Annotated in this window: 29 protein-coding genes and 1 pseudogene; 19 read left to right on the top strand and 11 right to left on the bottom strand. The window is 70.0% G+C overall.

The genetic code is table 11. The annotated features are described in order from the left end of the window. Positions 1–15: 15 nt before the first annotated feature. From ACGFML_RS28870 to ACGFML_RS28885, 4 genes are all read left to right on the top strand, one after another. A complete protein-coding gene (locus tag ACGFML_RS28870) occupies positions 16–612 on the top strand; it encodes a TetR/AcrR family transcriptional regulator (protein WP_393548531.1) in 597 nt (198 codons plus the stop codon). 335 nt (positions 613–947) lie between these two features. Next, positions 948–3,071 carry an acetate--CoA ligase family protein gene (locus tag ACGFML_RS28875; protein WP_393548532.1) on the top strand — a complete coding sequence of 708 codons (2,124 nt, stop codon included), beginning with the start codon at positions 948–950 and terminating at the stop codon, positions 3,069–3,071. Positions 3,072–3,107: 36 nt separating this feature from the next. Next, positions 3,108–3,386, top strand: a complete 279-nt coding sequence (locus ACGFML_RS28880; protein ID WP_393548533.1) for an SDR family NAD(P)-dependent oxidoreductase — start codon at positions 3,108–3,110, stop codon at positions 3,384–3,386. Between the two features lie 29 nt (positions 3,387–3,415). After that, positions 3,416–3,877: an SDR family oxidoreductase gene (locus tag ACGFML_RS28885; RefSeq protein ID WP_393548649.1), complete on the top strand. Its 462-nt coding sequence runs from the start codon at positions 3,416–3,418 to the stop codon at positions 3,875–3,877. Here ACGFML_RS28885 and ACGFML_RS28890 read toward each other — a convergent pair. After that, positions 3,841–4,038: a hypothetical protein gene (locus ACGFML_RS28890; RefSeq protein ID WP_393548534.1), complete on the bottom strand. Its 198-nt coding sequence runs from the start codon at positions 4,036–4,038 to the stop codon at positions 3,841–3,843. The genes ACGFML_RS28885 and ACGFML_RS28890 overlap by 37 nt on opposite strands. A 328-nt stretch (positions 4,039–4,366) precedes the next feature. Between ACGFML_RS28890 and ACGFML_RS28895 the strand changes: the two genes are divergently transcribed. Together ACGFML_RS28895 and ACGFML_RS28900 are read left to right on the top strand one after the other, a co-directional pair. Continuing rightward, entirely contained in the window at positions 4,367–4,876 is a 510-nt protein-coding gene (locus tag ACGFML_RS28895) for a lamin tail domain-containing protein (protein ID WP_393548535.1), read from the top strand. Positions 4,877–5,101: 225 nt separating this feature from the next. Continuing rightward, positions 5,102–6,004: a hypothetical protein gene (locus ACGFML_RS28900; protein ID WP_393548536.1), complete on the top strand. Its 903-nt coding sequence runs from the start codon at positions 5,102–5,104 to the stop codon at positions 6,002–6,004. Between the two features lie 166 nt (positions 6,005–6,170). Here the strand turns inward: ACGFML_RS28900 and ACGFML_RS28905 are convergent, their stop codons facing one another. Together ACGFML_RS28905 and ACGFML_RS28910 are read right to left on the bottom strand one after the other, a co-directional pair. Further along, positions 6,171–6,494, bottom strand: a complete 324-nt coding sequence (locus ACGFML_RS28905; RefSeq protein WP_393548537.1) for a putative quinol monooxygenase — start codon at positions 6,492–6,494, stop codon at positions 6,171–6,173. Beyond that, on the bottom strand, positions 6,491–6,727 hold the full coding sequence (locus ACGFML_RS28910; protein ID WP_393548538.1) for a hypothetical protein: 237 nt from the start codon (positions 6,725–6,727) through the stop codon (positions 6,491–6,493). Before ACGFML_RS28910 ends, ACGFML_RS28905 begins: the two co-directional genes overlap by 4 nt. Positions 6,728–7,123: 396 nt before the next feature. Here ACGFML_RS28910 and ACGFML_RS28915 point away from each other — a divergent pair, with 396 nt between their 5' ends. Both ACGFML_RS28915 and ACGFML_RS28920 read left to right on the top strand, forming a co-directional pair. After that, complete coding sequence (locus ACGFML_RS28915) at positions 7,124–8,047, top strand: endo alpha-1,4 polygalactosaminidase (RefSeq protein WP_393548650.1); 924 nt, start codon at positions 7,124–7,126, stop codon at positions 8,045–8,047. A gap of 45 nt (positions 8,048–8,092) precedes the next feature. Next, entirely contained in the window at positions 8,093–8,620 is a 528-nt protein-coding gene (locus ACGFML_RS28920; RefSeq protein WP_393548539.1) for a hypothetical protein, read from the top strand. Between the two features lie 39 nt (positions 8,621–8,659). Here the strand turns inward: ACGFML_RS28920 and ACGFML_RS28925 are convergent, their stop codons facing one another. Next, on the bottom strand, positions 8,660–9,361 hold the full coding sequence (locus ACGFML_RS28925; protein ID WP_393548540.1) for an SDR family oxidoreductase: 702 nt from the start codon (positions 9,359–9,361) through the stop codon (positions 8,660–8,662). Between the two features lie 449 nt (positions 9,362–9,810). On the opposite strand from ACGFML_RS28925, the gene ACGFML_RS28930 reads away from it, so the two are divergent. From ACGFML_RS28930 to ACGFML_RS28955, 6 genes are all read left to right on the top strand, one after another. Continuing rightward, entirely contained in the window at positions 9,811–10,266 is a 456-nt protein-coding gene (locus tag ACGFML_RS28930; protein ID WP_393548541.1) for a GNAT family N-acetyltransferase, read from the top strand. 184 nt (positions 10,267–10,450) lie between these two features. After that, entirely contained in the window at positions 10,451–10,804 is a 354-nt protein-coding gene (locus ACGFML_RS28935; protein ID WP_393548542.1) for an ArsR/SmtB family transcription factor, read from the top strand. Beyond that, positions 10,801–11,280 carry an SRPBCC family protein gene (locus tag ACGFML_RS28940; protein ID WP_393548543.1) on the top strand — a complete coding sequence of 160 codons (480 nt, stop codon included), beginning with the start codon at positions 10,801–10,803 and terminating at the stop codon, positions 11,278–11,280. The genes ACGFML_RS28935 and ACGFML_RS28940 overlap by 4 nt, the downstream gene beginning before the upstream one ends. Beyond that, positions 11,277–11,471: a hypothetical protein gene (locus ACGFML_RS28945; RefSeq protein ID WP_393548544.1), complete on the top strand. Its 195-nt coding sequence runs from the start codon at positions 11,277–11,279 to the stop codon at positions 11,469–11,471. Before ACGFML_RS28940 ends, ACGFML_RS28945 begins: the two co-directional genes overlap by 4 nt. A 142-nt stretch (positions 11,472–11,613) precedes the next feature. Then, positions 11,614–12,051, top strand: coding sequence for a hypothetical protein (locus ACGFML_RS28950; protein ID WP_393548545.1), 438 nt, complete (start codon positions 11,614–11,616; stop codon positions 12,049–12,051). A gap of 334 nt (positions 12,052–12,385) precedes the next feature. Next, positions 12,386–12,853 carry a GNAT family N-acetyltransferase gene (locus tag ACGFML_RS28955; protein WP_393548651.1) on the top strand — a complete coding sequence of 156 codons (468 nt, stop codon included), beginning with the start codon at positions 12,386–12,388 and terminating at the stop codon, positions 12,851–12,853. On the opposite strand, the pseudogene ACGFML_RS28960 reads toward ACGFML_RS28955, so the two are convergent. Both ACGFML_RS28960 and ACGFML_RS28965 read right to left on the bottom strand, forming a co-directional pair. After that, a pseudogene (locus ACGFML_RS28960) lies at positions 12,854–13,288 on the bottom strand (transposase); the annotation flags it as partial. A gap of 486 nt (positions 13,289–13,774) precedes the next feature. Then, positions 13,775–14,608 carry a helix-turn-helix transcriptional regulator gene (locus ACGFML_RS28965; RefSeq protein WP_393548546.1) on the bottom strand — a complete coding sequence of 278 codons (834 nt, stop codon included), beginning with the start codon at positions 14,606–14,608 and terminating at the stop codon, positions 13,775–13,777. A 129-nt stretch (positions 14,609–14,737) separates the two neighbouring features. On the opposite strand from ACGFML_RS28965, the gene ACGFML_RS28970 reads away from it, so the two are divergent. Both ACGFML_RS28970 and ACGFML_RS28975 read left to right on the top strand, forming a co-directional pair. Continuing rightward, positions 14,738–15,202: a nuclear transport factor 2 family protein gene (locus ACGFML_RS28970; RefSeq protein ID WP_393548547.1), complete on the top strand. Its 465-nt coding sequence runs from the start codon at positions 14,738–14,740 to the stop codon at positions 15,200–15,202. Further along, positions 15,199–16,053 (top strand): NAD(P)H-binding protein, encoded by an 855-nt coding sequence (locus ACGFML_RS28975; protein WP_393548548.1) that lies wholly within the window; start codon positions 15,199–15,201, stop codon positions 16,051–16,053. The genes ACGFML_RS28970 and ACGFML_RS28975 overlap by 4 nt, the downstream gene beginning before the upstream one ends. A 151-nt stretch (positions 16,054–16,204) precedes the next feature. On the opposite strand, the gene ACGFML_RS28980 is transcribed toward ACGFML_RS28975, so the two are convergent. From ACGFML_RS28980 to ACGFML_RS28990, 3 genes are all read right to left on the bottom strand, one after another. Continuing rightward, positions 16,205–16,639 carry a hypothetical protein gene (locus ACGFML_RS28980; protein WP_393548549.1) on the bottom strand — a complete coding sequence of 145 codons (435 nt, stop codon included), beginning with the start codon at positions 16,637–16,639 and terminating at the stop codon, positions 16,205–16,207. 107 nt (positions 16,640–16,746) lie between these two features. After that, entirely contained in the window at positions 16,747–17,613 is an 867-nt protein-coding gene (locus ACGFML_RS28985; protein WP_393548550.1) for a GNAT family N-acetyltransferase, read from the bottom strand. Positions 17,614–18,077: 464 nt separating this feature from the next. Beyond that, positions 18,078–18,767, bottom strand: coding sequence for a nitroreductase (locus tag ACGFML_RS28990; RefSeq protein ID WP_393548551.1), 690 nt, complete (start codon positions 18,765–18,767; stop codon positions 18,078–18,080). Between the two features lie 132 nt (positions 18,768–18,899). Here ACGFML_RS28990 and ACGFML_RS28995 point away from each other — a divergent pair, with 132 nt between their 5' ends. Next, positions 18,900–19,505 carry a TetR family transcriptional regulator gene (locus ACGFML_RS28995; protein WP_393548552.1) on the top strand — a complete coding sequence of 202 codons (606 nt, stop codon included), beginning with the start codon at positions 18,900–18,902 and terminating at the stop codon, positions 19,503–19,505. 432 nt (positions 19,506–19,937) lie between these two features. Here the strand turns inward: ACGFML_RS28995 and ACGFML_RS29000 are convergent, their stop codons facing one another. Continuing rightward, entirely contained in the window at positions 19,938–20,339 is a 402-nt protein-coding gene (locus ACGFML_RS29000; protein ID WP_393548553.1) for an SSI family serine proteinase inhibitor, read from the bottom strand. Beyond that, positions 20,336–21,931 (bottom strand): glycoside hydrolase family 5 protein, encoded by a 1,596-nt coding sequence (locus ACGFML_RS29005; protein WP_393548554.1) that lies wholly within the window; start codon positions 21,929–21,931, stop codon positions 20,336–20,338. Before ACGFML_RS29005 ends, ACGFML_RS29000 begins: the two co-directional genes overlap by 4 nt. Before the next feature lie 191 nt (positions 21,932–22,122). Between ACGFML_RS29005 and ACGFML_RS29010 the strand changes: the two genes are divergently transcribed. Together ACGFML_RS29010 and ACGFML_RS29015 are read left to right on the top strand one after the other, a co-directional pair. Then, the gene (locus ACGFML_RS29010) at positions 22,123–22,683 is read left to right on the top strand and encodes an NUDIX domain-containing protein (RefSeq protein WP_393548555.1); all 561 of its coding nucleotides are present in this window, start codon (positions 22,123–22,125) and stop codon (positions 22,681–22,683) included. 393 nt (positions 22,684–23,076) lie between these two features. Beyond that, positions 23,077–23,712: a DUF1524 domain-containing protein gene (locus ACGFML_RS29015; RefSeq protein WP_393548556.1), complete on the top strand. Its 636-nt coding sequence runs from the start codon at positions 23,077–23,079 to the stop codon at positions 23,710–23,712. Positions 23,713–23,749: the final 37 nt, after the last annotated feature.

The raw sequence follows: 23,749 nt of genomic DNA on the forward strand, positions 1-23,749 counted from the left end.
AGAAGGGCTGCCAGCATGCCGCGACCGAACGTCGAAGTCGAGCGTCGCGCCCAGATCCTGGCGTCCACCTGCAGCGTCATCGCCCGTACGGGAATTGTCGCGTTCCGGGTCGCGGACGTGGCCAAGGAGGCGGGCCTCTCGCCCGGGATCGTCCACTACTACTTCGACACCAAGCAGGCGCTGATCCGCGCGGCGTTCGAGCGGAACTTCCTGCACTCGCTGGAGCGCCGCGCCGCGGTCCTCGACTCCGGCCGGGAACCCGTGGTGAAGCTGCGGGCGCTGGTGGAGGCCTATCTGCCGCAGGGCGACGAGACCGTCGAGGCCTGGCACGTCTGGGCCGAACTGTGGGTCTCGGCCCTGCACGACATGGAGCTGCGTGACCTCAACGATCGTGCGTACGGGGAGTGGCGGCGGATCGTCGCCGGCATCGTGCGCGAGTGTCAGGCGGCCGGTCGGATGGGCGAGGAGGACCCGGTGGAGGTCGCCAACTTGCTGGTCGGCCTGCTCGACGGACTGGCGTTGCAGGTGCTCGCGGGCTCGCACGCCATGACGCTCGCGCGGATGCGCGCCACCTGCCGGGCGTTCATCGACACCCTGGTCGTCTCGCCCTGAGCCAGGGCCGGCCGAACCGCTCCCGCGCTCCTTCCCCTCTCCCTCATTCCCTCCGCCGCGAAGTCGCCCCGCCGCTCCCGAGTCGGCGCTGCCCCGTCGTGCGGCGGTAGCGGGCCTGCCGTCTCCAGCGTCTCCAGCGTCTCCGTGTCCCGCCGTGTGTCGCCGTGTCCACGTTATTGACTGATGCATCAGTTATCAATACCGTCGCCGCCTACCCCCGACAGCTGGGCGATCCCGAGGAGTTGGCCGCGTGACACGTCCCGTCGAGTTGACCCAACGCAGCCCCGAGCGGCCGGCGGCCATCGGTCACGGCCAGGACCCCGCGCGGAGCTCCCGTGACCACGCCTGAGGCGACCGCCCCCGCGCCGCAGTCGCCGAGCGCGCCGGACGCCCTGGCCTCGCTGTGGCGGCCCTCCTCCGTGGCGGTCGTCGGGGCGAGCGACGACCCGGCCAAGTGGGGGCACTGGCTGGCGCGTGGCGCGCTGCTCGGCCGCGCGAAACGCTCCGTACACCTCGTCAACCGGCGCGGCGGGACGGTATGCGGTCTGCCCGCAGCCCGCTCGTTGGGGGAACTGTCCCCACCACCCGAGCTGGTGGTCCTCGCCGTACCCGCGACGGCGGTCGAGGCGGCGTTCGACGAGGCACTCGCTGTGGGGGCCGGCTGTGTGCTCGTGATCAGCGACGGGCTCGGACGGCTCACCGGAAGCCCCCGACTGGCGGACCACTTGGGCGACCGGGCGCGCGGGCACGGCGTCCGCCTGCTGGGGCCCAGCTCCCTCGGCATCGTCGACACCCGTGCCGAACTCCAGCTCGCCTGGGGCCAGTTCCGCCCCGGCCCCCCGGTGGGTGTGGTGACCCAGAGCGGCCAGATAGGTTCGGAGATCGCGTACCTGCTGGCCCGGCTGGACTCGGGCATTTCCCGCTTCGCCTCGACCGGCGCCCAGACCGACCTCTCGACCGAGGACCTGCTCGACAGCCTCGCCGCGCACGACGCCACCCAGGCGGTGATCGCCTACGTCGAGGGCGTCCGCAACCCCCAGCGGTTCCTCGACGCGGCACATCGGCTCCGGGCAGCCGGCAAGCCCCTGGTCCTCCTCACCGTCGGCACCAGCCCCGCCGGCAGCGCCGCCGCCATGTCGCACACCGGGGCGCTCACCTCCGGCGCCGAGACCCTCGACGCCGTCTGCCGCGACGTCGGCGCCGTCCGGGCCGTGACACCGGCGCAGGCGGCGGAGCTCGCGCACGCCCTCGCGCTCGGCGTCCGGCCGCGCGGCAACCGCGTCCTCGTGGTGTCGGACTCCGGTGGCCAGGGCGCGCTCGCCGCCGACCTCGCCACGGAAGGGGGACTCGAACTGACACCGCCGCCCGCCACGCCGCCACCGGCCCCGGTACAGGCGCGCAATCCCGTCGACCTCGCCGGGGCCGGAGAGCAGGACCTGACGGTCTACGCCTCGGTCGCCGAATGGGCGGCGGCCGCCGGCACCTACGACGCCCTCGTGCTGACCGGCTACTTCGGGCGCTACGGCGAGGACACGCCCTCGCCGGCCGCCGCAGAGGCGGCGGTGGCCGTCCGCCTCGCCGCCGTCGCACGGACCCTCCCCGTATTCGTGCACACCATGGCCGGCCGCTCGCCCGCCACCGAGACGCTGCGCGCCGCCGGCCTCCCCGTCCACTCCGACATCGAGAGCACCCTGCGCGCACTGGCCGGCTGCGCCCGTTGGCACGCGATGATCCCGCGGGGGCCAGGTGAACGGCGCCTCGCACCACCCGGGCCGCCAGGACCGGAGCTCTCCTACCCCCGGGCACGCGAGACGGCGCGGGCGCTCGGCATCCCGTTCCCTGCGGCCGAGGTGGCCCGGTCCGCGCAGGAGGCTGCGCGGATCGCCCGGGGCTGGGACGGCCCATCCGTAGTGAAGGTCGTCGGGCACCCGCACAAGACCGAGGTCGGCGGGGTCCGGCTGGGCCTGCGGACGGAAGCCGAAGTCGCCGCCGCCTACGAGGACTTCGCCACCCGCTTGGGCGCCCGCTCGGTCGTCGTCGAGCGCATGGACACCCGCCCCGGGACCGTCGAGCTGATCGCCGGCGTGCGCTACGACCCCAGCTTCGGCCCCGTGGTGCTGGTGGGCGCCGGCGGCACCACGGCCGAACTGTGGCGGGACACCACGCTCGCCCTCGCCCCCGTGACGGCGGACGGCGCGTCGGCCATGCTCCGCCGGCTGACCTGCTGGCCGCTGCTGAACGGGTGGCGCGGCGCCGCCCCGTGCGATGTGGACGCCCTCGCCCGGGCCGTCGCCGCCCTGTCCACGCTGCTCGAGTGCGACCGCACGGTCGTCGCAGCCGAGATCAACCCGTTGCGGGCGGGACCGGACGGGGTCCTCGCGGTCGACGTACTCGTCGAGCGCGCCGAGGCGCCGGACGCCCTGACGGACCACGCCCCCACCACCGAGGAGATGAACTGACATGAGTGCCACCGCGCCGTTCCGGGGCAGGTCGCGGTGATCACCGGAGGCGGATCCGGCATCGGATGCGCCGCCGCCCTCCGGTACGCACAGGGCGGCGGCACCGTCGCCGTGTGCGGTCGCCGCACCGGACCGCCGGCCGAGACCGCAGCCCTGGTCCATGCCGCAGGCGGCCGGGCCGACACCTTCAGCCTCGATGTACGCGACGCCGACGAGGTGCGCCGGGCCGTCGAGGCGGTCCGCGAGCGCCACGGACGCCTCGACGCGCTGGTGAACAACGCCGCCGGCAATTTCGTCGCCCCGCCGAAAAGCTGAGCCCCAACGGCCGGCGAGCCGTCATCGACATCGTCCTCAACGGCACCTTCTCCTGCACCCGCGCCGCCGGCGACGTCATGCTCGAACAGGGCGGTGGCAGCGTGCTCTCGGTGATCGCGACGTACGCCTGGACCGGTCACCCCGGCACCGTGCACAGCGCGGCCGCCAAGGGAGGCGTGCTCGCGATGACCCGCACGCTCGCCGCCGAGTGGGCGGCGCGCGGGGTACGGGTGAACTGCATAGCGCCCGGCCCCACCGCCACCGAGGGTGCGGGGCGGACGCTCTGGCCCGACGACGACAGCCGCCGGCGGGTGACCGGCAGCGTTCCGGCGGGCCGGTTCGCGTCGCCGGAGGAGATCGCGGACATCGCCACCTTCCTGCTCGAGGACCGCGCCGCATACATCACCGGCGAAGTGCTGACCGCAGACGGCGGGCAGTGGCTGGGCCGACAGGTCTACGGCGCACCGCCGGCCTCCTCGTCCGGCTCCTGAGTCGCCACCAGCCACCGGGCGAACCGCCCGGCGAGCAGCGCTCCCTGCTCCTGCCCCACCAGCACCACGGCAGGGCCGAGCAGTCCGAGCACCACCAGCGCGCAACCCGCCTGCGGCGCAGGCTCCGCTCCGGCGGACACCGGGAACACGGTCGCGTCCACAGCGCGCTTCCCCGTCTTGGCACGCTGCTTGGAGCAGCCGCACAGGAGGCCGCGCGACCCCGCCGCGAGGCTGCGTGCCCGTCCTGGGATGCCGGGAGGCCATGGGGCGACTGGATGCGTGTAGGGGGTGTTGCGTTTGCACTGATGAGCGCGGGGGAGTGCACGCCTGGCGCCATACGGTTGTGCATATGTCCGTGTTTTGTAACACCAAACTGGATTTCTTCCACCAAGGCATGACGAGACGTCACTGTGTGGGAGCTCGGTCAAACCGGCTGGGCTTCCGGTTTTCGGGCACTCCTCCGCGGGTGCCACAGGTAAGGGAGAATCTGTGTTCCGCAACGCTTCGCGCATCGCCGGCGCCGTTCTCGGCTCCGCGGCCCTCGTGGTCGCCGCCGCCCTCCCAGCCGCCGCCGATGGCCACCGCCACGCCCCGGCTCCGCACCATGCCCGCTCCTCGGTGGCTCTCGGGCCGATCCAGTACGACAGCCCCGGACGCGACGACAACTCCAACCGCAGCCTCAACGCGGAGTGGGTCACGGTCCGGAACACCGGCCGCTGGCCGGTCAGCCTCAAGGGCTGGTCCCTGTCGGACAAGTCCGGCCACGCCTACCGGTTCGGCAATGTCCGGTTGGAAGGACGCAGTCAGATCCGGGTGCACACCGGCGTCGGCCGCGACAACCGTCGCGACCTCTTCCAGGACCGGCGCTTCTACGTCTGGGACAACAGCGACAGCGCGACGCTGCGCAACGACCACCGTCGCGTCGTCGACCAGGAGAGCTGGGGGCGCCACGGTCACGGCCACCGGGGCCACGGCCACGGTCACGGTCACGGTCACTGAGCATCCGTGACCGGTCGGTGAGCTGATATCGACTGATACCGCAGCATCGGCCCGAGTGGGCCGCAGGCCCTGTCGCCTGCGGCCCACTGTGCTGTTCGGAGAGCACGCCACTTTCGCCGGTGGCCCGAAAACCCATTCCCTGCCCTTTCGCCTTCGCGGAAAGGGAGTTGGCGAGGCGCCCGGAAAGGCCGATCCACCGCTCGGCAGCGCAATTAAGCTCCCCTCATGAACGAGGACGGGATATCCGCGCGGGAACTCTTCCGCGCCGTACTCCACCACGGCGGACCGGGAACCTATGGGGCGGTCGTCGCGCCATGGGTGGAAAGGGCGGCCGGTGCCTACCGTGCCGCACTCGCCCGGGCCGCCCTCCCCGACGGATGGTGGAACGACAAGGCGACAGCCTGGGGGAACACGCCGCTCATCCGGGAGCTCTACGCACTGAGTCGCGTGAACGACGCGCTCCTCGTGGCGTTCCAGCCCGCCGGCGAGGCTCCGTCCGAGGAGCCCTGGGCCCGGCGCCTGCCACCGCCGGACCAATGGCCGGGGGCGTCCTTCGTCGAGTACCTCGAAGGGTTCACCGCACTGGGCATGACGCCGTTCGACCACACCGTCTTCGACCCTTTCCACCATGAGATCGTCGAGGTCCGGCAGGCCGACGACCCGGACGCGCCCATCCAGGTCACCGAGGTCGCATGGCCGGGACTGATGCTCGGTGACCTGCTCTTCAGCCGGGCCGGAGTCCGTGTCCGCGCCGGAAGGAACCATGCCCAACGCGGCGTCGCCGACCGCTTTCCGCTGTACTGGGCCCACCGGCGGAGCTACCGGCCCGCAGTCGACCTCTCCCATGGCTGGGGGAGCAACTCGCAGTGGGCCACGGACCTCCGCCTCGACTACCGCACAACGACGTCCCCGCTCCTCAACGTCGCCGAGGACGGGGACATCGACCTCCCGGCGGACCTCTACGGAGAAGCGGCACTGTTGACACCTGCTGAGCGGCGCGAGCTCCTCCGCAACCGCTGCCTCCTGCGGGCACCCGAGGCCGCCTCAGCGCTCACCGGGATGTCCGGTTGGGAGAAGGACCTGCTCCCGTTTGCATGGCGGCTGCCCCGGCCCCGTCCGCAGCGGTGAGCGAGCGTTCGCCACATGCCGTTGATGGTGCCCGCTGCCCGCTGCCCGCTGCCCGCACCTGCTCCGGCCGGGTCGTGGGCGTGACAACGGTGGGTCGCCACCTGGGGCGACCCACCGGGTCCCGAGTTTCCGAGCAGCCGCTCCGACGGTCGTGAGTCGGCGGTCGTCAGTCGATGGTGAGCTCGCCCATCGCGCTCCAGCCGTTCGCGTCCTTGATCGTGGTGCTGACGATGTCGGGCGTACGGCGCAGCAGCGGGCGCATCTCCTCCATTGCCGCCCGGAAGTGGTCCGAGTTCACATGCGCCTCGGCCGCGTCGTCCTGGAACGCCTCGACCAGCACATAGGTGTCCGGGTCCGCCAGGCTCCGGGACCACTCGAACCACAGGTTGCCCGGCTCGTCCCGGGTGGCGCGAGTGAAGTCGCTGACCCGTGCGGGCCACTCGTCGACGTATTCGGGCTTCACTGGAAACTTCACCACAATAAAGATCATCCGGATACTCTAAAGCAATCGCGCTTTCTCCCGAAATGCACCATGGCGGCTGGAGCTGTCGTCGGCATCGGCGTCAGCCGATCCGGACGCGGCCCGCGCATTTCCACGCCCACAGGCCCGTAGGGTCCCAGCCAGCCAGCCAGCCAGCCAGCCAGCCAGCCAGCCAGCCAGCCAGCCAGCCAGCCAGCCAGCCAGCCAGCCAGCCAGCCAGCCAGCCAGTCCAGCGTAATCATCCGCCGACTGCGAGCGGGTACCGGCCGCGCGCGAACCACTCCCGTATTCGGTGCGCCCGCCGCATGACGGCTTTCCGCACCACGGCGGAGACGAAGAAGGTGACGAAGAAGGGTGACGCCGACGAAGAGGGAGCCGGATGAGAAGGGGAGGGAAGCGGAGGGGGAAGCGGAGGGGGAAGCGGAGGGGAAAAGGGAGCGCCACGCCGCAGCATCCCGGTCGTCAACGCACGGGGAAGCTGCCAAACGCCGGGATGAGCCCACTTCGCCGTTCCGTTCCACCGCGGGGGTGTGAGGTATTTCCTGCGCCGCTGCGTCCGTGAGCCGGTATCGAGCACCGAGAATCATGGTGAGGGGCAGAAGCCCAGGGGAGGAACGGACGGCATGGGGCGCGTGGAGATGGGCGTGAGGGTCTACGGGCGCGCGGCGGAGTCCGCCGTGCCGGCGAGGGCGAGACGGCGGCCGAAGGGGAAGGCGGGGGTGGCACTCGTCTGTCTGCTGGGGCTCGTTGTGGCCGTCGCGGGGTGTTCACCGAGCGACCGGCCGAGCAGCGGTACGAAGGGGACCGGCCCGAAGGGGACCGGCTCGAAGGCGTCGGCTCGCTCGGTGGTCGTGCCCACGGCGAACATGACGTTCGACTACCAGCTCGGCGGCCCCTACGCGCCACCGTCCGGAGTGCGGGCCGTTGCCCGCGACCGTACCGCGCCGCCCGCCAAGGGGCTCTACAACATCTGTTACGTCAACGCCTTCCAAGCCCAGCCCGACGCCCTCCACTGGTGGCAGCGCACCCACCCCGATCTGCTACTACGCGACAGCGACGGCGAGCTGATCATCGACGACGACTGGAACGAGGCGCTCCTCGACATCTCCAGCGCGACGAAACGAACCAGGCTGGCCGCCATCGTGGGCGGCTGGATCGACGGCTGCGCCAGAAGCGGCTTCCAGGCCGTCGAGCCGGACAACCTCGACTCCTACGAACGGTCGGACGGCCATCTCGGCAAGGCGGACAACGCGGCCTTCGCCGCCCTGCTCACCGACCGTGCGCACACGGCCGGGCTGGCGATAGGACAGAAGAACGCCACCGACCTGCTGCCCGAACACAGGTCGATCGGCTTCGACTTCGCCGTGGTGGAGGAGTGCGGTCGGTACGGTGAGTGCGCGGAGTTCGCCGATGCCTATCACCAGCGGGTCTTCGACATCGAGTACCGCCGCGCCGACTTCCGGACGACGTGTGACACCTGGGGTGCGCGTCTGTCCGTCGTGCAACGGGACCTCGAGGTACAGCCCGCCGGCACCAAGGGCCACACGTTCCACAGGTGCTGACCGACCTGGATCACCGCCTGCCGCAGCCCCCGTTAGGATGCGGCCATGACCTCGCTGCTCACTGCCCTCCGGAGCCATCCGTCCGCGACCGACTTCCTGCTGTGCCCGGGGGACTTCGACCTCGACACGGCCGACCACGTGGAGGAGGTCCGGCTCGCCTCGGACGAACCGCTGACCGGTCTCGCGGGGGACGGCAGCGGCGGCACGTACTTCTTCTGCGGCGAAGGCGGTGAGGAACGCCCGGTCCTGTACGCCGACTCGGAAGGCGGCGCCGCCCTGGTCGCCATCGGCCTGCCCGAGCTGGTCCGGCTCGTGCTGACGGTGCCCTGGTGGCGGGACTGCCCGGGCTTCACGGCGGCGGAGAGCCGGGAAGCGGCCCAGGATTATCTGGAGGACGACCCGGACCTTCTCGCGGACCGGGACGCGGCGGCCGCCGCGCTCGGCCTCGTACTCCCCACCGAGGAAGCGGCATTGACCCGCCTGTACGAGGTCGCAACCGGCCCCGGCCGCAACTACGTGCTTCTCAACGCGCTGGAGGGCACCTCCTACAAGGCGCTGATCACCGCCTCCTGAATCGGCCGGGGCGCACAGGCCGGGGGCGAGCCTTCACCGTCACACGGGCTGACCCACGGGCCGGATAATGACGTTGTTGACGTCGACGCCGCTCGGCTGACCGATCGCCCACACAACGGATTCCGCGACCTGATCGACCGTCAGGAGATCGCCGTCCGGAAGTTCGCCCAGACCGTCCCAGAACGGGGTCTCCACCCGTCCGGGAGCGATCAGGGTCACGCCGACACCGTCGGACGTCACCATGCGCCGGGTGTTCTCGGCGAGTCCGGTGACCGCCCACTTGGTCGCCCCGTAGATGTTGCCGGGCGAATGGACGAAGCCCGCCACGCTGCCCACGAGAACGATCCGGCCGCGTGTCTCCTTCAGCGCCTCCAGCGAGGCCCTGATGAGAAGGGCGGGGCCGAGCACGTTGGTCAGCACCATCTCCCGCCAGCCGGCGGGGTCCCCGTCGGCAAGAGTGTCATGAGTGGCGAAACCGGCGTTGGCGACGACGGTGTCCAGCCGTCCGAACGCCTCGACGGTGGATTCGACGGCCGACCGGACGGTGTCGTAATCGGCCGAATCCCCGGGGATGGTCAACAGCCCCGCCGGTGAGCCGAGTTCCTCGGCAAACCGGCGAAGTCGGTGTTGATCGCGTCCGGTGACGGTCACCCGATGCCCTCGGTCCAGCAGCTGCCGGGCGGTTGCCGCCCCGATGCCGCTGCCACCGCCGGTGATCAGTGTGACGGGTGCTTCAGTCATGGTGGTAACCCCCAGGAAGTGTGCATGTGGTGACGGCAGAACAGATACCGGTCGGGGCCGGCCGGCCACGGGCGGATCGCGGCCGGTTGTCAGCTTTCGGCGTGACGTCGGGCGGTGGGCCGCCCGCCCTTTCCCCCGCCCGCCCTTTCCCTCGCCCATGCCGTGCCGTGGATTGCATCAGTTGGAGCGCGCTCTATGTCAACCCGGTGCGTCGCGGTGACAGCTCTCGACGATTCGGGCGGATGGCGACCGTGCCCAGGAGCCCAGGAGCCCAGGAGCCCAGGAGCCCAGGAGCCCAGGAGCCCAGGAGCCCAGGAGCCCAGGAGCCCAGGAGCCCAGGAGTCAGCGTCCAACGAGCCAACGTGGCCCGACCTCAGCCAAGTCGTCGTATCGCATCCTGGGTGGCAATGCAGTTGACGCCCCGTGGTGCGTACAGGTCTCCTGTGGCGATGTCTCGCCTACGCATCCGGCAGCCGGACGACGAAGCCACGCTCGAAGACTGGCAGTACGTCCACAACGTGATCATCCCCACTGCGGTCCTGTCCCTGGAAGACGTGCGCGAGCGCGCCCAGCGGTACCACCTGGAGGTGGCGTATCTCGACGATGTTCTCGTCGGCTGTACGACGGTGCGCCCGCCCGCCGATGAGACCGCCACGGCGACGGTGATCGCCCGAGTCCTGGCCGAGCACCGCGGGCGGGGATTCGGTGAGGAGCTCTGCACGCGCGGTATGGACCGGGCGCGCACGCTGGGCGCCGATGAGATCGAAACCGTCGTCCTCGCGTCCAATGCGGACGGACTGCGGTTCGCGGAGAAGCACGGGTTCGTCGAGGTGGAGCGGTACCTCCTACCGGGCGACAGCATTCATTGGATCACCCTGCGGCGCACCGGGTCAGCATGCGGCTGATCTGAGCCTTCCCTCCCGACGACGACGGGGAAGGCGCCGACCTCCCAGCTCGGACCACACGTGGACGACCGCCGGCCGGATACTCGCCGCTGCCCGCGCCTCCCGTATGTGGCCGCCGGAGCACCCCTCGCCATAGTTAAGTGGATGCTTGACTGTGGCGAGCCCTGGAGGCATAGTTAAGTACATGCTTAACCATGCGGAGCGCCTGGACCGGGTGTTCCAGGCGCTGGCGGACGCCACCCGACGAGCCATGATCGAACGGCTCATCCGCGGGCCGGCTGCCGTCAGCGAACTCGCCCGGCCCTTTGCTGTCTCCCTGCCGGCCGTGATGCAGCACCTGCGGGTCCTTGAGGACTGCGGACTCGTCCGGTCCGAGAAGGTCGGCCGGGTCCGTACCTGCCAGATCGAGCCGGAGACGCTGCGCCTGGCCGAGGAGTGGACCGGCCGGCAGCGCACGACCTGGGAGCAGCGCCTCGACCGGCTCGGCGACTACCTCGCCGACACGTCCGATCCACCGGAACACGGGAGCAGACCATGACCGAGACATCCCTCACGCACGCGACGTTCAGCCTGGAACGCGAGTACGCGGCGTCGCCGCCCCGTGTGTTCGCCGCATGGGCCGATCCCGAAGTCAAGGCCCGCTGGTTCGCCGGCCCCGCCGCCGAGTACGAGCTCGACTTCCGGGTCGGCGGTCATGAAATCGTCCGCGGCCGTGACCCGCAGGGCTCGGCGCTGACGTTCACCGCGACGTACCACGACATCGTGCCGAACGAACGGATCGTCCACACCTCGCACCTGTACGACGGAGAGGTCCTGTCGACGGTGTCGCTCACGACGGTGGAGTTCCTCCCCGCCGGGGAGGGGACCTGCGTGCGGCTCACCGAACAAGGTGCCTACGTCGTCGGACACGAACAGCCGGCCTGGCGGGAGCAGGGCACCCTCGACCAACTGACCGCCCTGGAGGCCGAACTGCGACCGGGTGCAGACCGGGATGAGGCCGTGTCGGATAATTGATCTTGTGGCGGGTCGCGCGGACCTTCCTCACCATCGGCCGGTCCGAACACGACCTGTGGCAGGTCGCCGACATCCACCACTGCACCGAAGCCCGCATCGTCGGCTACCACGACACCTACCGGTGGGAGGAACGCCGCACAGCATGGGAGGCCGCCGCACCACGGCGGACCGCAGGCGCCCGCCCGGAGTAGCGGCACAGGGCGCCGCCAGTATCCAGTAGCCAGGTGCCGGACCGCACAACTCCCCTGCCCAGTACGGCGGAAAGCCGCTCCAGTGCACAGGGCGCCACCCCTATGGCACCGTGGAGGTGGGCGCGGCACGGGAGGGGGCGCGGTGACACGCAAGAAGGCGTGGGCGATAGGAGCAGTGGCGTTCGCGGCCGGGGCGGCGACGGCACTCGCGGTCGCCTCCCCCTGGGGCCATCAGTCGCAGGTGACGGTCTCCTCTAAGGCTGCGGCCCCGTCCATCCCGCAGACCCGACAGGGCCTCGTCACGGCTTGGACCGCCGAACTGGACAAGGCGGGCGAGACCGAGCCGGACGGGTGGGAGCTGCTGACCACCGGCGAGATCCGGGGCCGGTACATCCACCAGCAGACGGTGAACACCCTCAAGGCCGACGACATCGACCCAGGTTTTGCCGGGCCGCAGCCGGGCGACGTGTGGACGACGGGCCCGGCGCAGACGCTCGCCGTGGCAGTGGGCTCGGCCCTGACGGGCGGCGCCGTGGTGTGGGCGGCACGCAGGCGCAAGACCGATACAGCCGCAGAGTAGGGCCGCACGACAAGAGGCCCCCGCATCCTGTCGTGGATGCGGAGGCCCCGGTGTTGCGGGGTACGTCAGTTGAGTTCGTTGATCTTGTTGATCACGGTCACCGCATGGTCCTGGTGAGCCGAAGAGAACAGCTTGCCGCTGACCGGATGCCCGTCGCCGTCGCCCTCACCGTGACTGTTGGCACCGATGATCTGGCATCAGCCACTGCGGAAACGGTTGGACACGGCCTGGACTCTCCACGACGATTCGAGCTGTGACAGACAAGGTCGAGCGCCGGACCCCGGCACCCACGAGCCCGAAGTCCGTGCGATTTGTTGAGTTGTCGAGCACGACCATGAGCGCCTTGCTGAAGGACGACCTGGCTCGCGCCAGTGCCGAAGCAGGTGTCGCTCTCACCGAGTACTTCGTCACCGACACGGCAAAGTGGGTGTGGCAGTATCGGGTCAATCAGCTGGCCTCGGACCCGGGTTGCACGGGGTGGCTCACCCAGATTGTGGTGGCCGAGCCGGAAGGTGCCGTCGTGGGGTATGCCGGGTTCCATGGGCCGCCGGATCAGGCGGGGATGGTGGAGCTCGGTTACTCGGTGGTCCCCGTCTACCGTCGTCAGGGCTACGCCAGGGCGATACTGACCGCGTTGGTCCATCGGGCCGTTGCCGAAGTCCGAGTCAGGACCGTGCGGGTGACGATCAGTCCAGACAACGCCGCATCCCTGGCCACGATTTCGGGGTTCGGCTTTGTGGAGGTCGGAGAGCAGTGGGACGAGGAAGACGGCCTCGAACTCGTATGTGAAGTTCCTGTCTGATCAAGCTTCCGCCGGAAGCGGTCGGCCTCCCCAGTGCGTGCCTCTCTCGATTCGGATGCGGGCGCGTTCCTTGCGCTGGGCGGCGAGCACGTCGGGGTGGCGGGCGTTGGCAGTGTGCCAGCGCAGGTAGGCGTGCAGGGCACAGGTCTGCATCGTGTGGTGGGGGTGGTTCGAGTTGGCGATGGTGAACTGCCTCAGCGATCCGAAGCGTGCCTCGATCGGGTTTGCCCACGAGGCGTAGGCCGGGGTGAAGGACAACTCGACCTTGTGGTTCTTCGCCCAGCGCCGGATGCCGGCGCCCTTGTGGGTGGACAGGTTGTCCATGATCACGTAGATCGGTGCGTCGTCGGGCCGTGCGGCGTGGATCGATTTCAGCGCGGCCAGCGTGTTCGCAGCGCCCCTCTTGCGGCGGTTGACGCCCCACAAGCGATCGTCGACCTGACTGAGCTGGACAGACCCCAGAAGTGCGCTTGACGGCGCAGATGAACATCAACTCGGCGGAAGTAAGTCCGTCTGAAACCGTGCGGGTCAGGCGTTTCCACACCGGTGGTTCGGTGGAACAGCTGACTCTCCTGCTCCACCGCGCCTACGCAGACCACACCGCTGCCGGGCGGGTCTTCTTCGCCTCCTACCAAAGTCCGCAGGACACACAGCACCGCCTGAGCAAAGGCGAGTGCTGGGTTGCGATGAACGGGAACGCACTGGTCGGCACCATTACCGTGTCAGCTCCTCACACCACTCCGGCTGGATACCCGGCGCCGGCAGGAGGGGGCTCGTTCTGGCAACTGGCTGTCGAGCCATCACACCAGGTCGGGGCCATCCCCGCCGGCGCGGGGATGGTTCCGGGGCGGCACCGGCACCCGGCCTGCTCCCCGCGCCACGCGGGGAGGGCCCCGGTACGTCTGCTCAGGGGCGACCGATTCACCGGCTGCGTGCTCCGAGCCGGGCCAGTGCGGCGGCGCTCGGGCTGCCTGGTTCAGCCTGGTACATGACCAGCTGCAGATCGGTTCCCGGCAGCAGCAGGGTTTGGCAGATCAGCTCCAGTTCGCCCAGCTGAGGGTGGCGCACCACCTTGCGCAGTGTGGGGACCGGCCGTACGTCGTGATCGCGCCAGCCGGCCGCGAATTCCGCGCTGTGGGCGGCAAGTTCGTTGATCAGCTCGCCGAGCAAGCGGTCGGCCGGGTACCGCACACTGGCTGCCCGCAGCTGCGCGGCGAACTGCCGGGCGAACTCGCCTTCCGCGCCCTGCGCCGCCCAGCAGAACGTGCCGCCAAGGCGGATGGCCAGCCGCACCGTGTTGCGCTCCGCTGCGTGCATCTGCTCAAAGCCGGGGATCAGCGCGGCCACCTCGGCATTCCAGGCCACGATGTCCTGCCGCTCGTCGACCAGGTAGGCGGGGGTCGGCGCGAGGCGGTCAAGGAGCCGGTGGGCCTCGTCGGGAACCGGCCGTCGATCGGTGTCCGTGACGGGCGGCACCTGCCCGGCCAGCCGCGCCAGGTGATCGCGCTCCGCTGTGCTGAGCTGCAGCGCCGCACCGAGCGAGGTGAGTACCTCCGGGGACGGGCGCGGCGCACGGGCCTGCTCGAGCCGTTCGTAGTAGCTGACCGACACCCCGGCGAGTTCGGCCACCTCTTCGCGGCGCAATCCGGGTGTGCGGCGGGCACGTCGGCCCGGCGGGTGCGTGCCCGGTGACCGTTCCGGAGGCAACGCCTCCCGCCGACGGCGCAGGAAGTCGGCCAGTTCCCTTCTGCTCACCCGTTCATGGTGGCACCCGTTGCCACGCTTAGCCACGGACTGGTGGTCCGGGGCTCAGCGGTCGGTTCCCGGGCCGCGCCCCCGCGCCCAGTCTGGACGGGTCGCACCAGTCGAACACCGGAGGACACCATGCCGAGCACACGCGAAGAAGCGAAGAGCACCCCCGAAGCAACAATCCGACGGATGCTGGACCTGATGACGGCCGGCGACACCGACGCTGCCGCCGACTTGTGGGCGGACGACGGCGTCGCCGAGTTCCCGTTCGCCGCGGGAACCGCACCGCGCCGACTGACCGGGCGGAACGAGATCCGCGCCTACCTGGCCCGCCTCCCTGAGCGGATGGACGTACGGGAGATCCCCTCGATGACCGTGTACCAGACGCAGCGGCCGGACACGCTCGTCGTGGAGTTCACGGGAACCGGATCCACAGTACGTACGGGAGAACCGTATCGGCTGGACTACATCGTGGTACTCACCGTCCAGGACGGCCTGATCACCTGTTACCGGGACTACTGGAGCCCGCTGGCCACCGCTGCTGCGGCCGGCACGCTGCCCGAACTGCTCGACTCGCTGCGCCCGGAGGGTGCCCGATGACCGGCGTGCTGGTGACCGGCGGCACCGGGAAGACCGGGAGCGTCCTGGCGGCACTGCTGCGCGGCCAGGGCGTGCCGGTCCGGGTGGCCGGCCGGACCCCGGCTGCCGGAGACCCTGACGCGATCCGATTCGACTGGAATGACCCGAGGACCCATCCGGCCGCACTACGCGGAATGGACCGGGTGTTCCTGGTGCCACCGGTCCAGAGTGTGCATCCGCTGCCACTGGTCGGACCGTTCCTGGCCGAGGCGCAGCGCCTCGGCGTGCGCAGGGTGGTGCTTCTCGGCTCTGCCATCGTGTTGCCGAACGCCCCCAGTGCGCTGGAGCTGGTCGCGCGGGTGCGGGCGCAGCCCGGGTGGGCCGTGCTGCGCGCGTCCGGGTTCATGCAGAACTTCCTGCGCCCACACCCGCTGGGCGAGCGGATCCGTCGGCACGGCGAGATCCGTACCGCCGCCGGGGAGGGACGAGTGGGCTGGATCGACGTGCGGGACATCGCGGCCGCCGCCTCCGCTCTGCTGACCGACCCGGCCGTCGAACTCGACGGCCGCCGTGACTACCTGCTCACCGGACCGAAGGCACTGAGCTACGCGGACGCGGCGGCGACCATCACCACCGGCACTGGCCGGCCGGTGCGCGTGGTGCACATCGACGCCGACGAACAGGCGGCCAACTACCGCGCGGCAGGCATCCCCGCCGAGTTCGCGCATGCCCTCGCGGCCGTGGAAGACAGCATCCGGGGCGGTCGGGAAGACCAGGTCAGCACCGACGTGCTGGGCCTGACCGGCCGCCCGCCGCGCACTTTCACCGAATTCGTCGACCAGCATGCGAAGGAGTGGGCGGTGATGCCGTAAGCCCTCGCGGCCGGCGGTACCGCATTCGCGGGGGAGGACATCACCACCGACCGGACGGCGTGGTGACCGCGCCGCTGCCTGGCAGCACACTCGCCGCAGTGCTGCACTTCTGCGCCAACATCCAGGACTGGCCCTATCGACCGAATCACGCCTACAACGAACTCGACAAGGCGATCGGCCGCAGGGTGGGCGCGGCCATCTCCCAGGCTCTGCAGAACATCGTGCCCTGCATCCCAGTGTCCAGACCCAACGCCTCACCGACGGCCCGGGTGGCGACCGGCCCGCCGGCCTGCCGCACGGCAGCCAGGATGCGCTGGTAGTCCGCCGGCAGCGCGGACTCGGCCACCCCTGACGCCCGGTCCGGGACCAGCCGCACCGACCGACCCGCCACCTGCACCACCGGCGACCCGACCGTTGCCCGCTCGTCAGCGAGCTGCTCGCTCATCCGCTGCCGCACCCGCACCGCCACGGCCGGCTCGTCCCGCTCGGCCCGTACCTCGGACAGCTGCTTGACCAGCTTCTCTTCGAGTTCATCCAGCTCCGCGCGGCGCGCGATGATCCGCTCATGCACCTCGGGGTCCACCATGCGCCGATGCGTACGAGCGCAACCCGCGACGGCGGATGAGAAACCGAAAACCCGCACTGCCGGACGATCCACGCCCCAGACTGCCGCCCTACCGAGCATCCCCGGCGTCACGCCGCCCGGATCCGGTCCCGCACCTCCGGCCGCACCTCGAACCCGTCCGCCTTGTACGTGGCGACGCCGCCGACATGGGAACTCGGCGTGCACACACGTACGCTCGACGAGCCCATCTCCCGCAGCGTGGCCGCCCCGGCCACGGTGATCGCCCGGCCGTATCCGCGACCACGGTGGTCCTCGTGGACGCCCATCGGCTCGACCAGCCCCGGCTTCCCCGGGCCGGCCGACCACACCGTCACCACCGCCGCCACGCTGCCCTGGTCGTCATAGGCGCCCAGGCATCGGGCGTCGGCATGGAACGGTCCCGCCGACATCGCGTGCCAGTACTCACGCGTAGGCCGCAAGGTGTTGAACGCCGACCGCAGGACGTCGGCGAAGTCCTGCGCCTGCTCCGGGCCGATCGACTTGATCCGCACGCCGGGGTCCTGCACTGGCTCGGTGAGGTCGCGGAAGAGCGGCGTCCACGGCTCGTCGACGCCCCAGCCCTCCTTGCTCAGCAGGTCGTGGAGCAGCAGGCCCAGCGGGGCCTCGACGGACACCGTTCCTTCCGGCAGTACGCCACGCTCAGGCAGCGAGAAGTCCTCGACGAGCCGCCGCGCCAAGTCCTCATCCTGGAAAGCGTCCGGAGCGACCGTCATCCGCACCAGCCTCGGCGAGTCGAGCATCCCGACCGCGAGAATCCGCCCGCCCCGACTCCAGGTCCGGACCACCGCGGCCGTCTCGGCCGTTCCGAACCGGTAGTTCCAGCCGATGTCCCCGGAATGCAACTGCATCGGCGCTTCGTCGTACTGCCACTCCCGCAGCGCGGCCATGGCCTCGCGTACGCCGTCGACAGTCGGCGTACCCAGCACAATCGTCATAGCCGGGAGCAGACACTCCATCCCGAAGGCCCGCAACCGATTAACCGGGTCGGACGCTGCTCCCGCAGCGGCCCGACCAAGAGCTTCTGCTCCCGCAGTAGCCCAGCAGCTTCGGTGCCCCCCCCGTTCTGCGCGGCGCGCGGTGATCCGCTCATGCACCTTGCGGTCCACCATGCGCCGGAGCGTACGAGCGCAACCCGAGACGACGGGCGAGAAATCGCAAAACCCGCACCTGCCGGACGATCTACGATCTACACCTCAGACTGCCGCTCACGACCAGCACGAGTGCGCCGAAGACCCGTCACGCCAGACCCGTGACCAGCACCTTCACGATGCACACCGCTCATTGAGGGTCCAGACAGGCCAGGTCGATCTCGCTACGAGAAGACCGCAACCATCCACCTGGCCGGACTGCACATCGCGGGCATCTTCTCTGGTCCGCACGATGACCCAAACGAAATGGCCTAGCCGTGGAAGGCCGTAGTCGACTCGAGTGGAGCGCGTTCGGTCCTGACTCGATTGACCGGCGCGGTCTCGTCGGCATAGCCGAAGGAGATGCCGACGAGCAACTTGCCTCCGTTGACGCCGAGTTCGGTGCGGACGGTGTCGGCGTAGAAGCTCAACAGCCCCTGTGGGCAGCTGTCCACGCCGTACGCGGTCATCGCCAGGAGCAGCGTCTGCATGTAGGCGCCGACATCCGCGGCCAGCCGCGCCTCTCCGCCACCGTGGACGAAGAGGAACGCCGCGTGTGGCGCGCCGTAGAAGCGCAGGCTTTCCGCGTCGTAGGCCGCACGCGCCGTGTGATCGTCGGGGCCGATGCCCAGCACCCCGTACAGTTCGGCGCCGAACGCCGCCCGACGTGTCTGGTGCATCTGTGCGTACATCCCCTCGGAATACGGGAAGTCCACCGAGGTGCGTCTGCCGGCGTGGGCCGTCAGTAAGGCATCGGCCAGGCGCTGACGTGCCGCGCCGCTCACCACCTCCACCTGCCACGGTTGTGTGTTGGAGTTGGACGGCGCGGTGCCGGCCAGCGAGAAGATCGTGCGCATCGTGTCCTCGGGTACGCGTTCCGGACGGAACGCGCGGGTCGCGTGCCGGCCGCATATCAGCTTCTCCGCGCAGCCGCTCAGCTCAGTGGGAACGAACCTGCTCATGGGACTCCTTGGCGACGGAGAGGTTATGTAGACGGGTTATGTAAACGGGTTATGTAAACGATAGCGTTTACATGCGAAAGTCACCTTAGCGCGACATGGCGAGCGAAGTAAACGAGTGCGTATACTTTCTTCATGGATGCAACTGTGAGTACGGCGGCAACGGCCTCCCAGCGGCGGGGGCGTGGCGGGCGGGAGCGCATTCTGGCTGCCGCCGCGCGGCTGTTCGCGACCCAGGGCATCACCGCGACCGGCATGGAACAGGTCGCGGAGGAAGCGCCGGTGTCCAAGCGGACGCTCTACGCGCACTTTCGCACCAAGAACGATCTGGTCATCGCCCATTTGCAGGGCCTCGCACTGTCGGGGGCCACCTTGGAAGGCGTGCTGACCCGCGAGGACATTCCTCCGCGTGACCGGGTTCTCGCGTTGTTCGATCAGCCGGGGGCGGACGCGGTTCCGGTGCGCGGATGTCCGTTCATTGATGCTGCCGCGGAGTTCCCCGACCCGGAGAGCGCCGTGCACTCCTACGCGCGGGAGCAGAAGCTGCGCATGGTGCAACTGATCGGTGCCTTGGTGGCAGAGCTGGGCTGCCGTGAACCCCTCTCACTTGCCGAGCAACTGGCCACCCTCGCGGACGGGGCGGCCAGCCGCGCCATGGTGCTGGACGAGGCGGACTACGGCCGGCACGCGCGGGCGGCGGCGGAAGTCCTCCTCGATCAGGCTCTGCCGAGAAAGAGCTGACGAGGAAGATGGCGGGGCAGGCGTGGTCGACGGGCCGGTGGCGCGTTGGTGATCCAAACGAAAAGGCCAAGGTCCCGCTGGACAAATGATCTTGCGAGTGAAACTTGGCGGCCTCACCACGCGTTGCCAGCGCATGCTGAGCGTACTGACAGGCCCTCTCGTCGTACTCGTCATCGTGATATCACTGTTCGTTCTGACTGCGCTGCGGAAGCTGGTTCAGCTGGACCGGCAGCGAGGTCGGCTCCCTGGCCGATTGGCGGAACGTGGGTTCGGCAGCCGAGGTGTGGGTGCGACGGCCACCGAAGAGCTGGGAGCGGCGGTTGTATCCGCTCCCACGCCACATCCGGCAGCTCACCGCGCCCCCGCCACAAGATCAACTGTCAGACACGGCCAGGGGGGCCGGCCAACACGCACCCGCAGATGCTGACGGTCTCAGAAAGCGAACACCGGCCCCGTTTCGGCCTGCATCACACAGGTGTTGGCGAACGTCTTCCGCCAACTCACCGGATGTCCCCGGTAGTCACCCGACGCGGTAGCGGTGACGGGGGAGTATTCCTGTGTGCACACCGTCGGCCCCACGGGCAGTGCATCGAGGTTTCCGCCGGCCGCGTTCAGCGCCGCGCAGGCCTCTTGCCCCCGAGGATGGTGACTGCCGGGGCCGGGCGGGCATCGGAGGGCGACGCCGCGGATCCAGGTGTTCTCGCCGCCGGAGACGGTCAGGTGGAGTCCGCCGCCCGCGGCGTTCGCGGTCTGCGAGACGCACACGGGGGAGACGAGGGTCATGGCGGTCAGCGATGCACCGGCGATGCGCCGGGCGAGAGAAGGCATGCTCATGATCGGACAACGACAACGGCCACCCGGACGACACGCGCCACCCCTTCACGGGCGAGCGCCGCCGGCGCGTCTCGGTCTGGGAGCAGCCCGCCGGCCGGCCGTACGAAGTGCCCGTCGCCGGCCGTGGACACGGTGACGATGACCCGCGTCCGCCGTGGCGACCGTACGGTGACCACGGCCGGCCTTCCCGGTGGTACGGCACGCGTGTCGCTCCACGCCCCGCCGCTCACCGCCACCATCCGGAACCGGGCCGCCGGCGGCAGCGAGATCTCGGTCCGGCCGCCCGGGTGTGCGTCGTAGACCAGACGGTAGCGGCCGCGACCGGCGTCGTGGACCTGCGAACGGGCCCGCCCCGCCACCGCTGCCGCGTACGGAGCGGCCGTCAGCTCCTTGTTGGTGCGGAGCCTGCCCTCCCGGTCGGCGGCGCAGTATCCGCCGCCGTAGCACCACACGTACCCGGCCCACCCCGAGCTGTAGCGGGCGAGGGAGGCGAGCGCGTCCCGGTAGAAGCGGTTCATGTTCGGGAGGTCGTTGTTGAGCGGACCCCACTCGCCGACCACCACGGGGATGCGCTGTCGCCGGGGGTAGCGGGTGACGGCCGCCTCGTAGGACTCGATCCATCCGGCCTTCGGGTCGTAGTCGGCGCCCGCCTCCATGGCGGCGTTGTAGAAGTGCGGTGCGTACACCACGTGGCGGTCGCGCACCGTGCCGAGTCCGGTCGGTACCCCTTCGCCCACGATCGGCGTCGGTTCGATGAAGAGCCGGCTGTCACGGTCGACGGCTCGGATGTACCGCGTGAGGCGGTTGTACATCGGAGTGATCTGCCGGGCCTCGATGCGACGAGCCGCAGTGGGCAGCTCCTCACCCTTGCGCAACTCACCCATCGGCTCGTTGATCAGGTCGTACCCGAACACGGCCGGGTGACCGCCGAAGCGGTCGGCCAAGAGGCGCCACATGCGTCCCTGGGCGCGCTGGAGGTCCGGATCGGCATAGAGGTGGGTGAAGGCACGCTGGACGGCGGGTTCGTAGTATTCGGCGAACCAGTCGTCGGGGTGCGGTGTGAAGGGCAGCCCATCGGTCCGGGTCGCCCACGCCGGTATGCCCCGGTGCCCGAACGCCGGGCCGAAGACGTCCTGGTGGGCGTCGATGAGGACCTGGACGTCGTACTTCTCAGCCCAGTTCAGGATGCGCTCGATCTTGCCCAGATACCGTGGGCTGTACTGGCCCCGACGCGGTTCCAGGTCGTCCCAGAAGATCAGCAGCCGCGCGAAGTTGAAGCCGTGCGAGCGCAGATCGCGGAACTGGCGCTCCGTGATGGCGGACAGTGCGGCGTCCCCATGGTGCTCCTTGTCCTCGACGTTCCAGCCGTGCACGGTCAGGGTCCGACCGTCGTCGTCGAGCAATGGGGGGATGTCGTGCTCTTGGCCGGTCCGTAGGGCAGGGGAGGCGGAGGCGGCGGCAGAGGTGGCGGCAGTGGCGGAGGCGGGAATCGCGCCCGGGGCCAGGACCAAGGCCGAGGCCAGGGCCAGGGGTGGTGCGGCGCGTCGGAGGGTGGCGAGCGCGCCGCGGACGACCGACCTGACCCTGCCCATGGCAGCACTCCTCCGTCATTGGTCACGAGGTGCCGGTGAGCCAAGCAGCGCGGCACCGAACCTGCAAGAGAAGGAGCACCCGAACCTGTTCCCGGCCCGCCGCCGTCCCGGCCTCCGCGTACCGGCGGCAATGAGGCAGCCCCGTCATCGGGCCACGTCACGGCTGTGCCGGACATGACAGGGTGGCAGCCATGAGCGAATACGTCGAGCAGGTCGATGAGCAGGACCGTGTGATCGATGTGGTGGAACGCGATGAGGCGGTCCGGAAGTGGCTGATGCACCGCATAGCGGTGGTGGTCTGCCGGGACGGCGCGGGCCGCGTCCTGGTACACCGTCGCGGTGACCGCATGAGTCGCTATCCGGGCCACTACGACACCGTCATCGGCGGCGGTGTCGATGTCGGCGAGAGCTACGAACAGGCCGCCGCCCGGGAGTTCGAGGAGGAGATGGGCGTCCGGCTCTCGGCGCCACCGCGGATGGTCTTCAAGCGGATCTACCAGGAGGAGCAAGGCCCGTACTGGATGGCCGTGCACGATGTCAGGCTGGGCGCAGCAGACATCGCCTCGATCGCCCCCAACCCGCGCGAGGTCGCCTGGTGGGGCTGGACGACCGAGGAGGAGATCCGCGTCGCGCAGGACCGGCTGCCCTTCATCGGGGGCGGCGAGAACGCACTCTGGACGTTCCTGAGGCATGCGGACGCCACGGACCCCGGTGCAACGACGCCGACGGCCACGGCGATCGCGGACGAGTGAGTGCTCGCTCGGTCCGCCTCACACGGCGCGCCACCGCAAGTGACATACCGTCACCATCGGCCGGATCCACAAATGCGCCTCACGGAAGCGCGGTTGCCCGCCGGGGGAGAGGGGCGCCGGGCATCGAGCGCCGAGCATCGAGCGCCGAGCGCCGAGCGCCGAGCATCGAGCGCCGAGCGCCGAGCGCCGAGCGCCGAGCGCCGAGCGCCGAGCATCGAGCGCCGAGCGGCGGCCGGTGTGAGGCGGCCACCCGTGGCGGTTGGTGGCTGTTCTCCAACGGGCAGGTAATGCGCAGGGAATAGTGTTGTCATGTTCAGTCAACGCGCGTAGCGCCCGGCGGGGTTTCTGCGGTTTTCTGAAGCGTCTCTTCCCCCCACACATCAGGAGACCTTCATGCGCCGCGCCCTCTTCGGCCTGTCCGCCGCAGCCCTGACCTTGGTCGGGCTCACCGCAGCTCCCGCGCTCGCCGAGCCGCCGGCCCCGCCGTCGGAAGCAACCGCCCGGGCGGAACTCGGCGCCCTCACCGTCGCCGCACCGCACTCCATGGACGGCTACGCCCGCGACAAGTTCGACATATGGTCGCACCAGCCCGATGGCTGCACCACCCGCCAGGACGTTCTGGCCCGTGACGCCAAGGCCGTCGCGGACGGCCAGGAAGCCTGCCAGCCCACCAGTGGCAAGTGGTACTCCGCCTACGACGACACCACGGTCACCGTCGTCGCCCAGGCCACCATCGACCACATGGTCCCGCTCGCCGAAGCCTGGCGCTCCGGCGCCGACAAGTGGAGCACCGACCAGCGCAAGGCCTTCGGCAACGACCTCAAGGACCCGCAGCTCCTCGTCGCCTCCGAGTCCTCCAACAGCTCCAAGAGCGACAGCGGGCCGGCTGATTGGAAGCCCACCAACCACAGCTTCTGGTGCACCTACGCCAAGGACTACACCCATGTGAAGTCCGTCTGGAAGCTCACCACCACCGACGCGGAGAAGTCCGCCCTGACCTCGATGCTGGACACCTGCGGCACCAACTGACCGGCAGGGCCGTCAGCCTGCCCGGCTGGACGCCGGC

The organism is Streptomyces sp. NPDC048650 (assembly GCF_043199095.1).
Classification (GTDB): Bacteria; Actinomycetota; Actinomycetes; order Streptomycetales; family Streptomycetaceae; genus Streptomyces.

Excerpts from the sequence above, each read along its gene's own strand:
- ACGFML_RS28935 (WP_393548542.1), top strand. The coding sequence starts at position 10,451 with ATGCTTAACCATGCGGAGCGCCTGGACCGGGTGTTCCAGGCGCTGGCG.
- ACGFML_RS29015 (WP_393548556.1), top strand. The coding sequence starts at position 23,077 with ATGCGCCGCGCCCTCTTCGGCCTGTCCGCCGCAGCCCTGACCTTGGTC.
- ACGFML_RS28915 (WP_393548650.1), top strand. The coding sequence starts at position 7,124 with ATGGGCGTGAGGGTCTACGGGCGCGCGGCGGAGTCCGCCGTGCCGGCG.
- ACGFML_RS28870 (WP_393548531.1), top strand. The coding sequence starts at position 16 with ATGCCGCGACCGAACGTCGAAGTCGAGCGTCGCGCCCAGATCCTGGCG.
- ACGFML_RS28900 (WP_393548536.1), top strand. The coding sequence starts at position 5,102 with ATGAACGAGGACGGGATATCCGCGCGGGAACTCTTCCGCGCCGTACTC.
- ACGFML_RS28905 (WP_393548537.1), bottom strand. The coding sequence starts at position 6,494 with ATGATCTTTATTGTGGTGAAGTTTCCAGTGAAGCCCGAATACGTCGAC.
- ACGFML_RS29010 (WP_393548555.1), top strand. The coding sequence starts at position 22,123 with ATGAGCGAATACGTCGAGCAGGTCGATGAGCAGGACCGTGTGATCGAT.
- ACGFML_RS28940 (WP_393548543.1), top strand. The coding sequence starts at position 10,801 with ATGACCGAGACATCCCTCACGCACGCGACGTTCAGCCTGGAACGCGAG.
- ACGFML_RS28975 (WP_393548548.1), top strand. The coding sequence starts at position 15,199 with ATGACCGGCGTGCTGGTGACCGGCGGCACCGGGAAGACCGGGAGCGTC.
- ACGFML_RS28955 (WP_393548651.1), top strand. The coding sequence starts at position 12,386 with ATGAGCGCCTTGCTGAAGGACGACCTGGCTCGCGCCAGTGCCGAAGCA.
- ACGFML_RS28920 (WP_393548539.1), top strand. The coding sequence starts at position 8,093 with ATGACCTCGCTGCTCACTGCCCTCCGGAGCCATCCGTCCGCGACCGAC.
- ACGFML_RS29005 (WP_393548554.1), bottom strand. The coding sequence starts at position 21,931 with ATGGGCAGGGTCAGGTCGGTCGTCCGCGGCGCGCTCGCCACCCTCCGA.
- ACGFML_RS28985 (WP_393548550.1), bottom strand. The coding sequence starts at position 17,613 with ATGACGATTGTGCTGGGTACGCCGACTGTCGACGGCGTACGCGAGGCC.
- ACGFML_RS28930 (WP_393548541.1), top strand. The coding sequence starts at position 9,811 with ATGTCTCGCCTACGCATCCGGCAGCCGGACGACGAAGCCACGCTCGAA.
- ACGFML_RS28970 (WP_393548547.1), top strand. The coding sequence starts at position 14,738 with ATGCCGAGCACACGCGAAGAAGCGAAGAGCACCCCCGAAGCAACAATC.
- ACGFML_RS28980 (WP_393548549.1), bottom strand. The coding sequence starts at position 16,639 with ATGGTGGACCCCGAGGTGCATGAGCGGATCATCGCGCGCCGCGCGGAG.
- ACGFML_RS29000 (WP_393548553.1), bottom strand. The coding sequence starts at position 20,339 with ATGAGCATGCCTTCTCTCGCCCGGCGCATCGCCGGTGCATCGCTGACC.
- ACGFML_RS28925 (WP_393548540.1), bottom strand. The coding sequence starts at position 9,361 with ATGACTGAAGCACCCGTCACACTGATCACCGGCGGTGGCAGCGGCATC.
- ACGFML_RS28910 (WP_393548538.1), bottom strand. The coding sequence starts at position 6,727 with ATGATTACGCTGGACTGGCTGGCTGGCTGGCTGGCTGGCTGGCTGGCT.
- ACGFML_RS28990 (WP_393548551.1), bottom strand. The coding sequence starts at position 18,767 with ATGAGCAGGTTCGTTCCCACTGAGCTGAGCGGCTGCGCGGAGAAGCTG.
- ACGFML_RS28995 (WP_393548552.1), top strand. The coding sequence starts at position 18,900 with ATGGATGCAACTGTGAGTACGGCGGCAACGGCCTCCCAGCGGCGGGGG.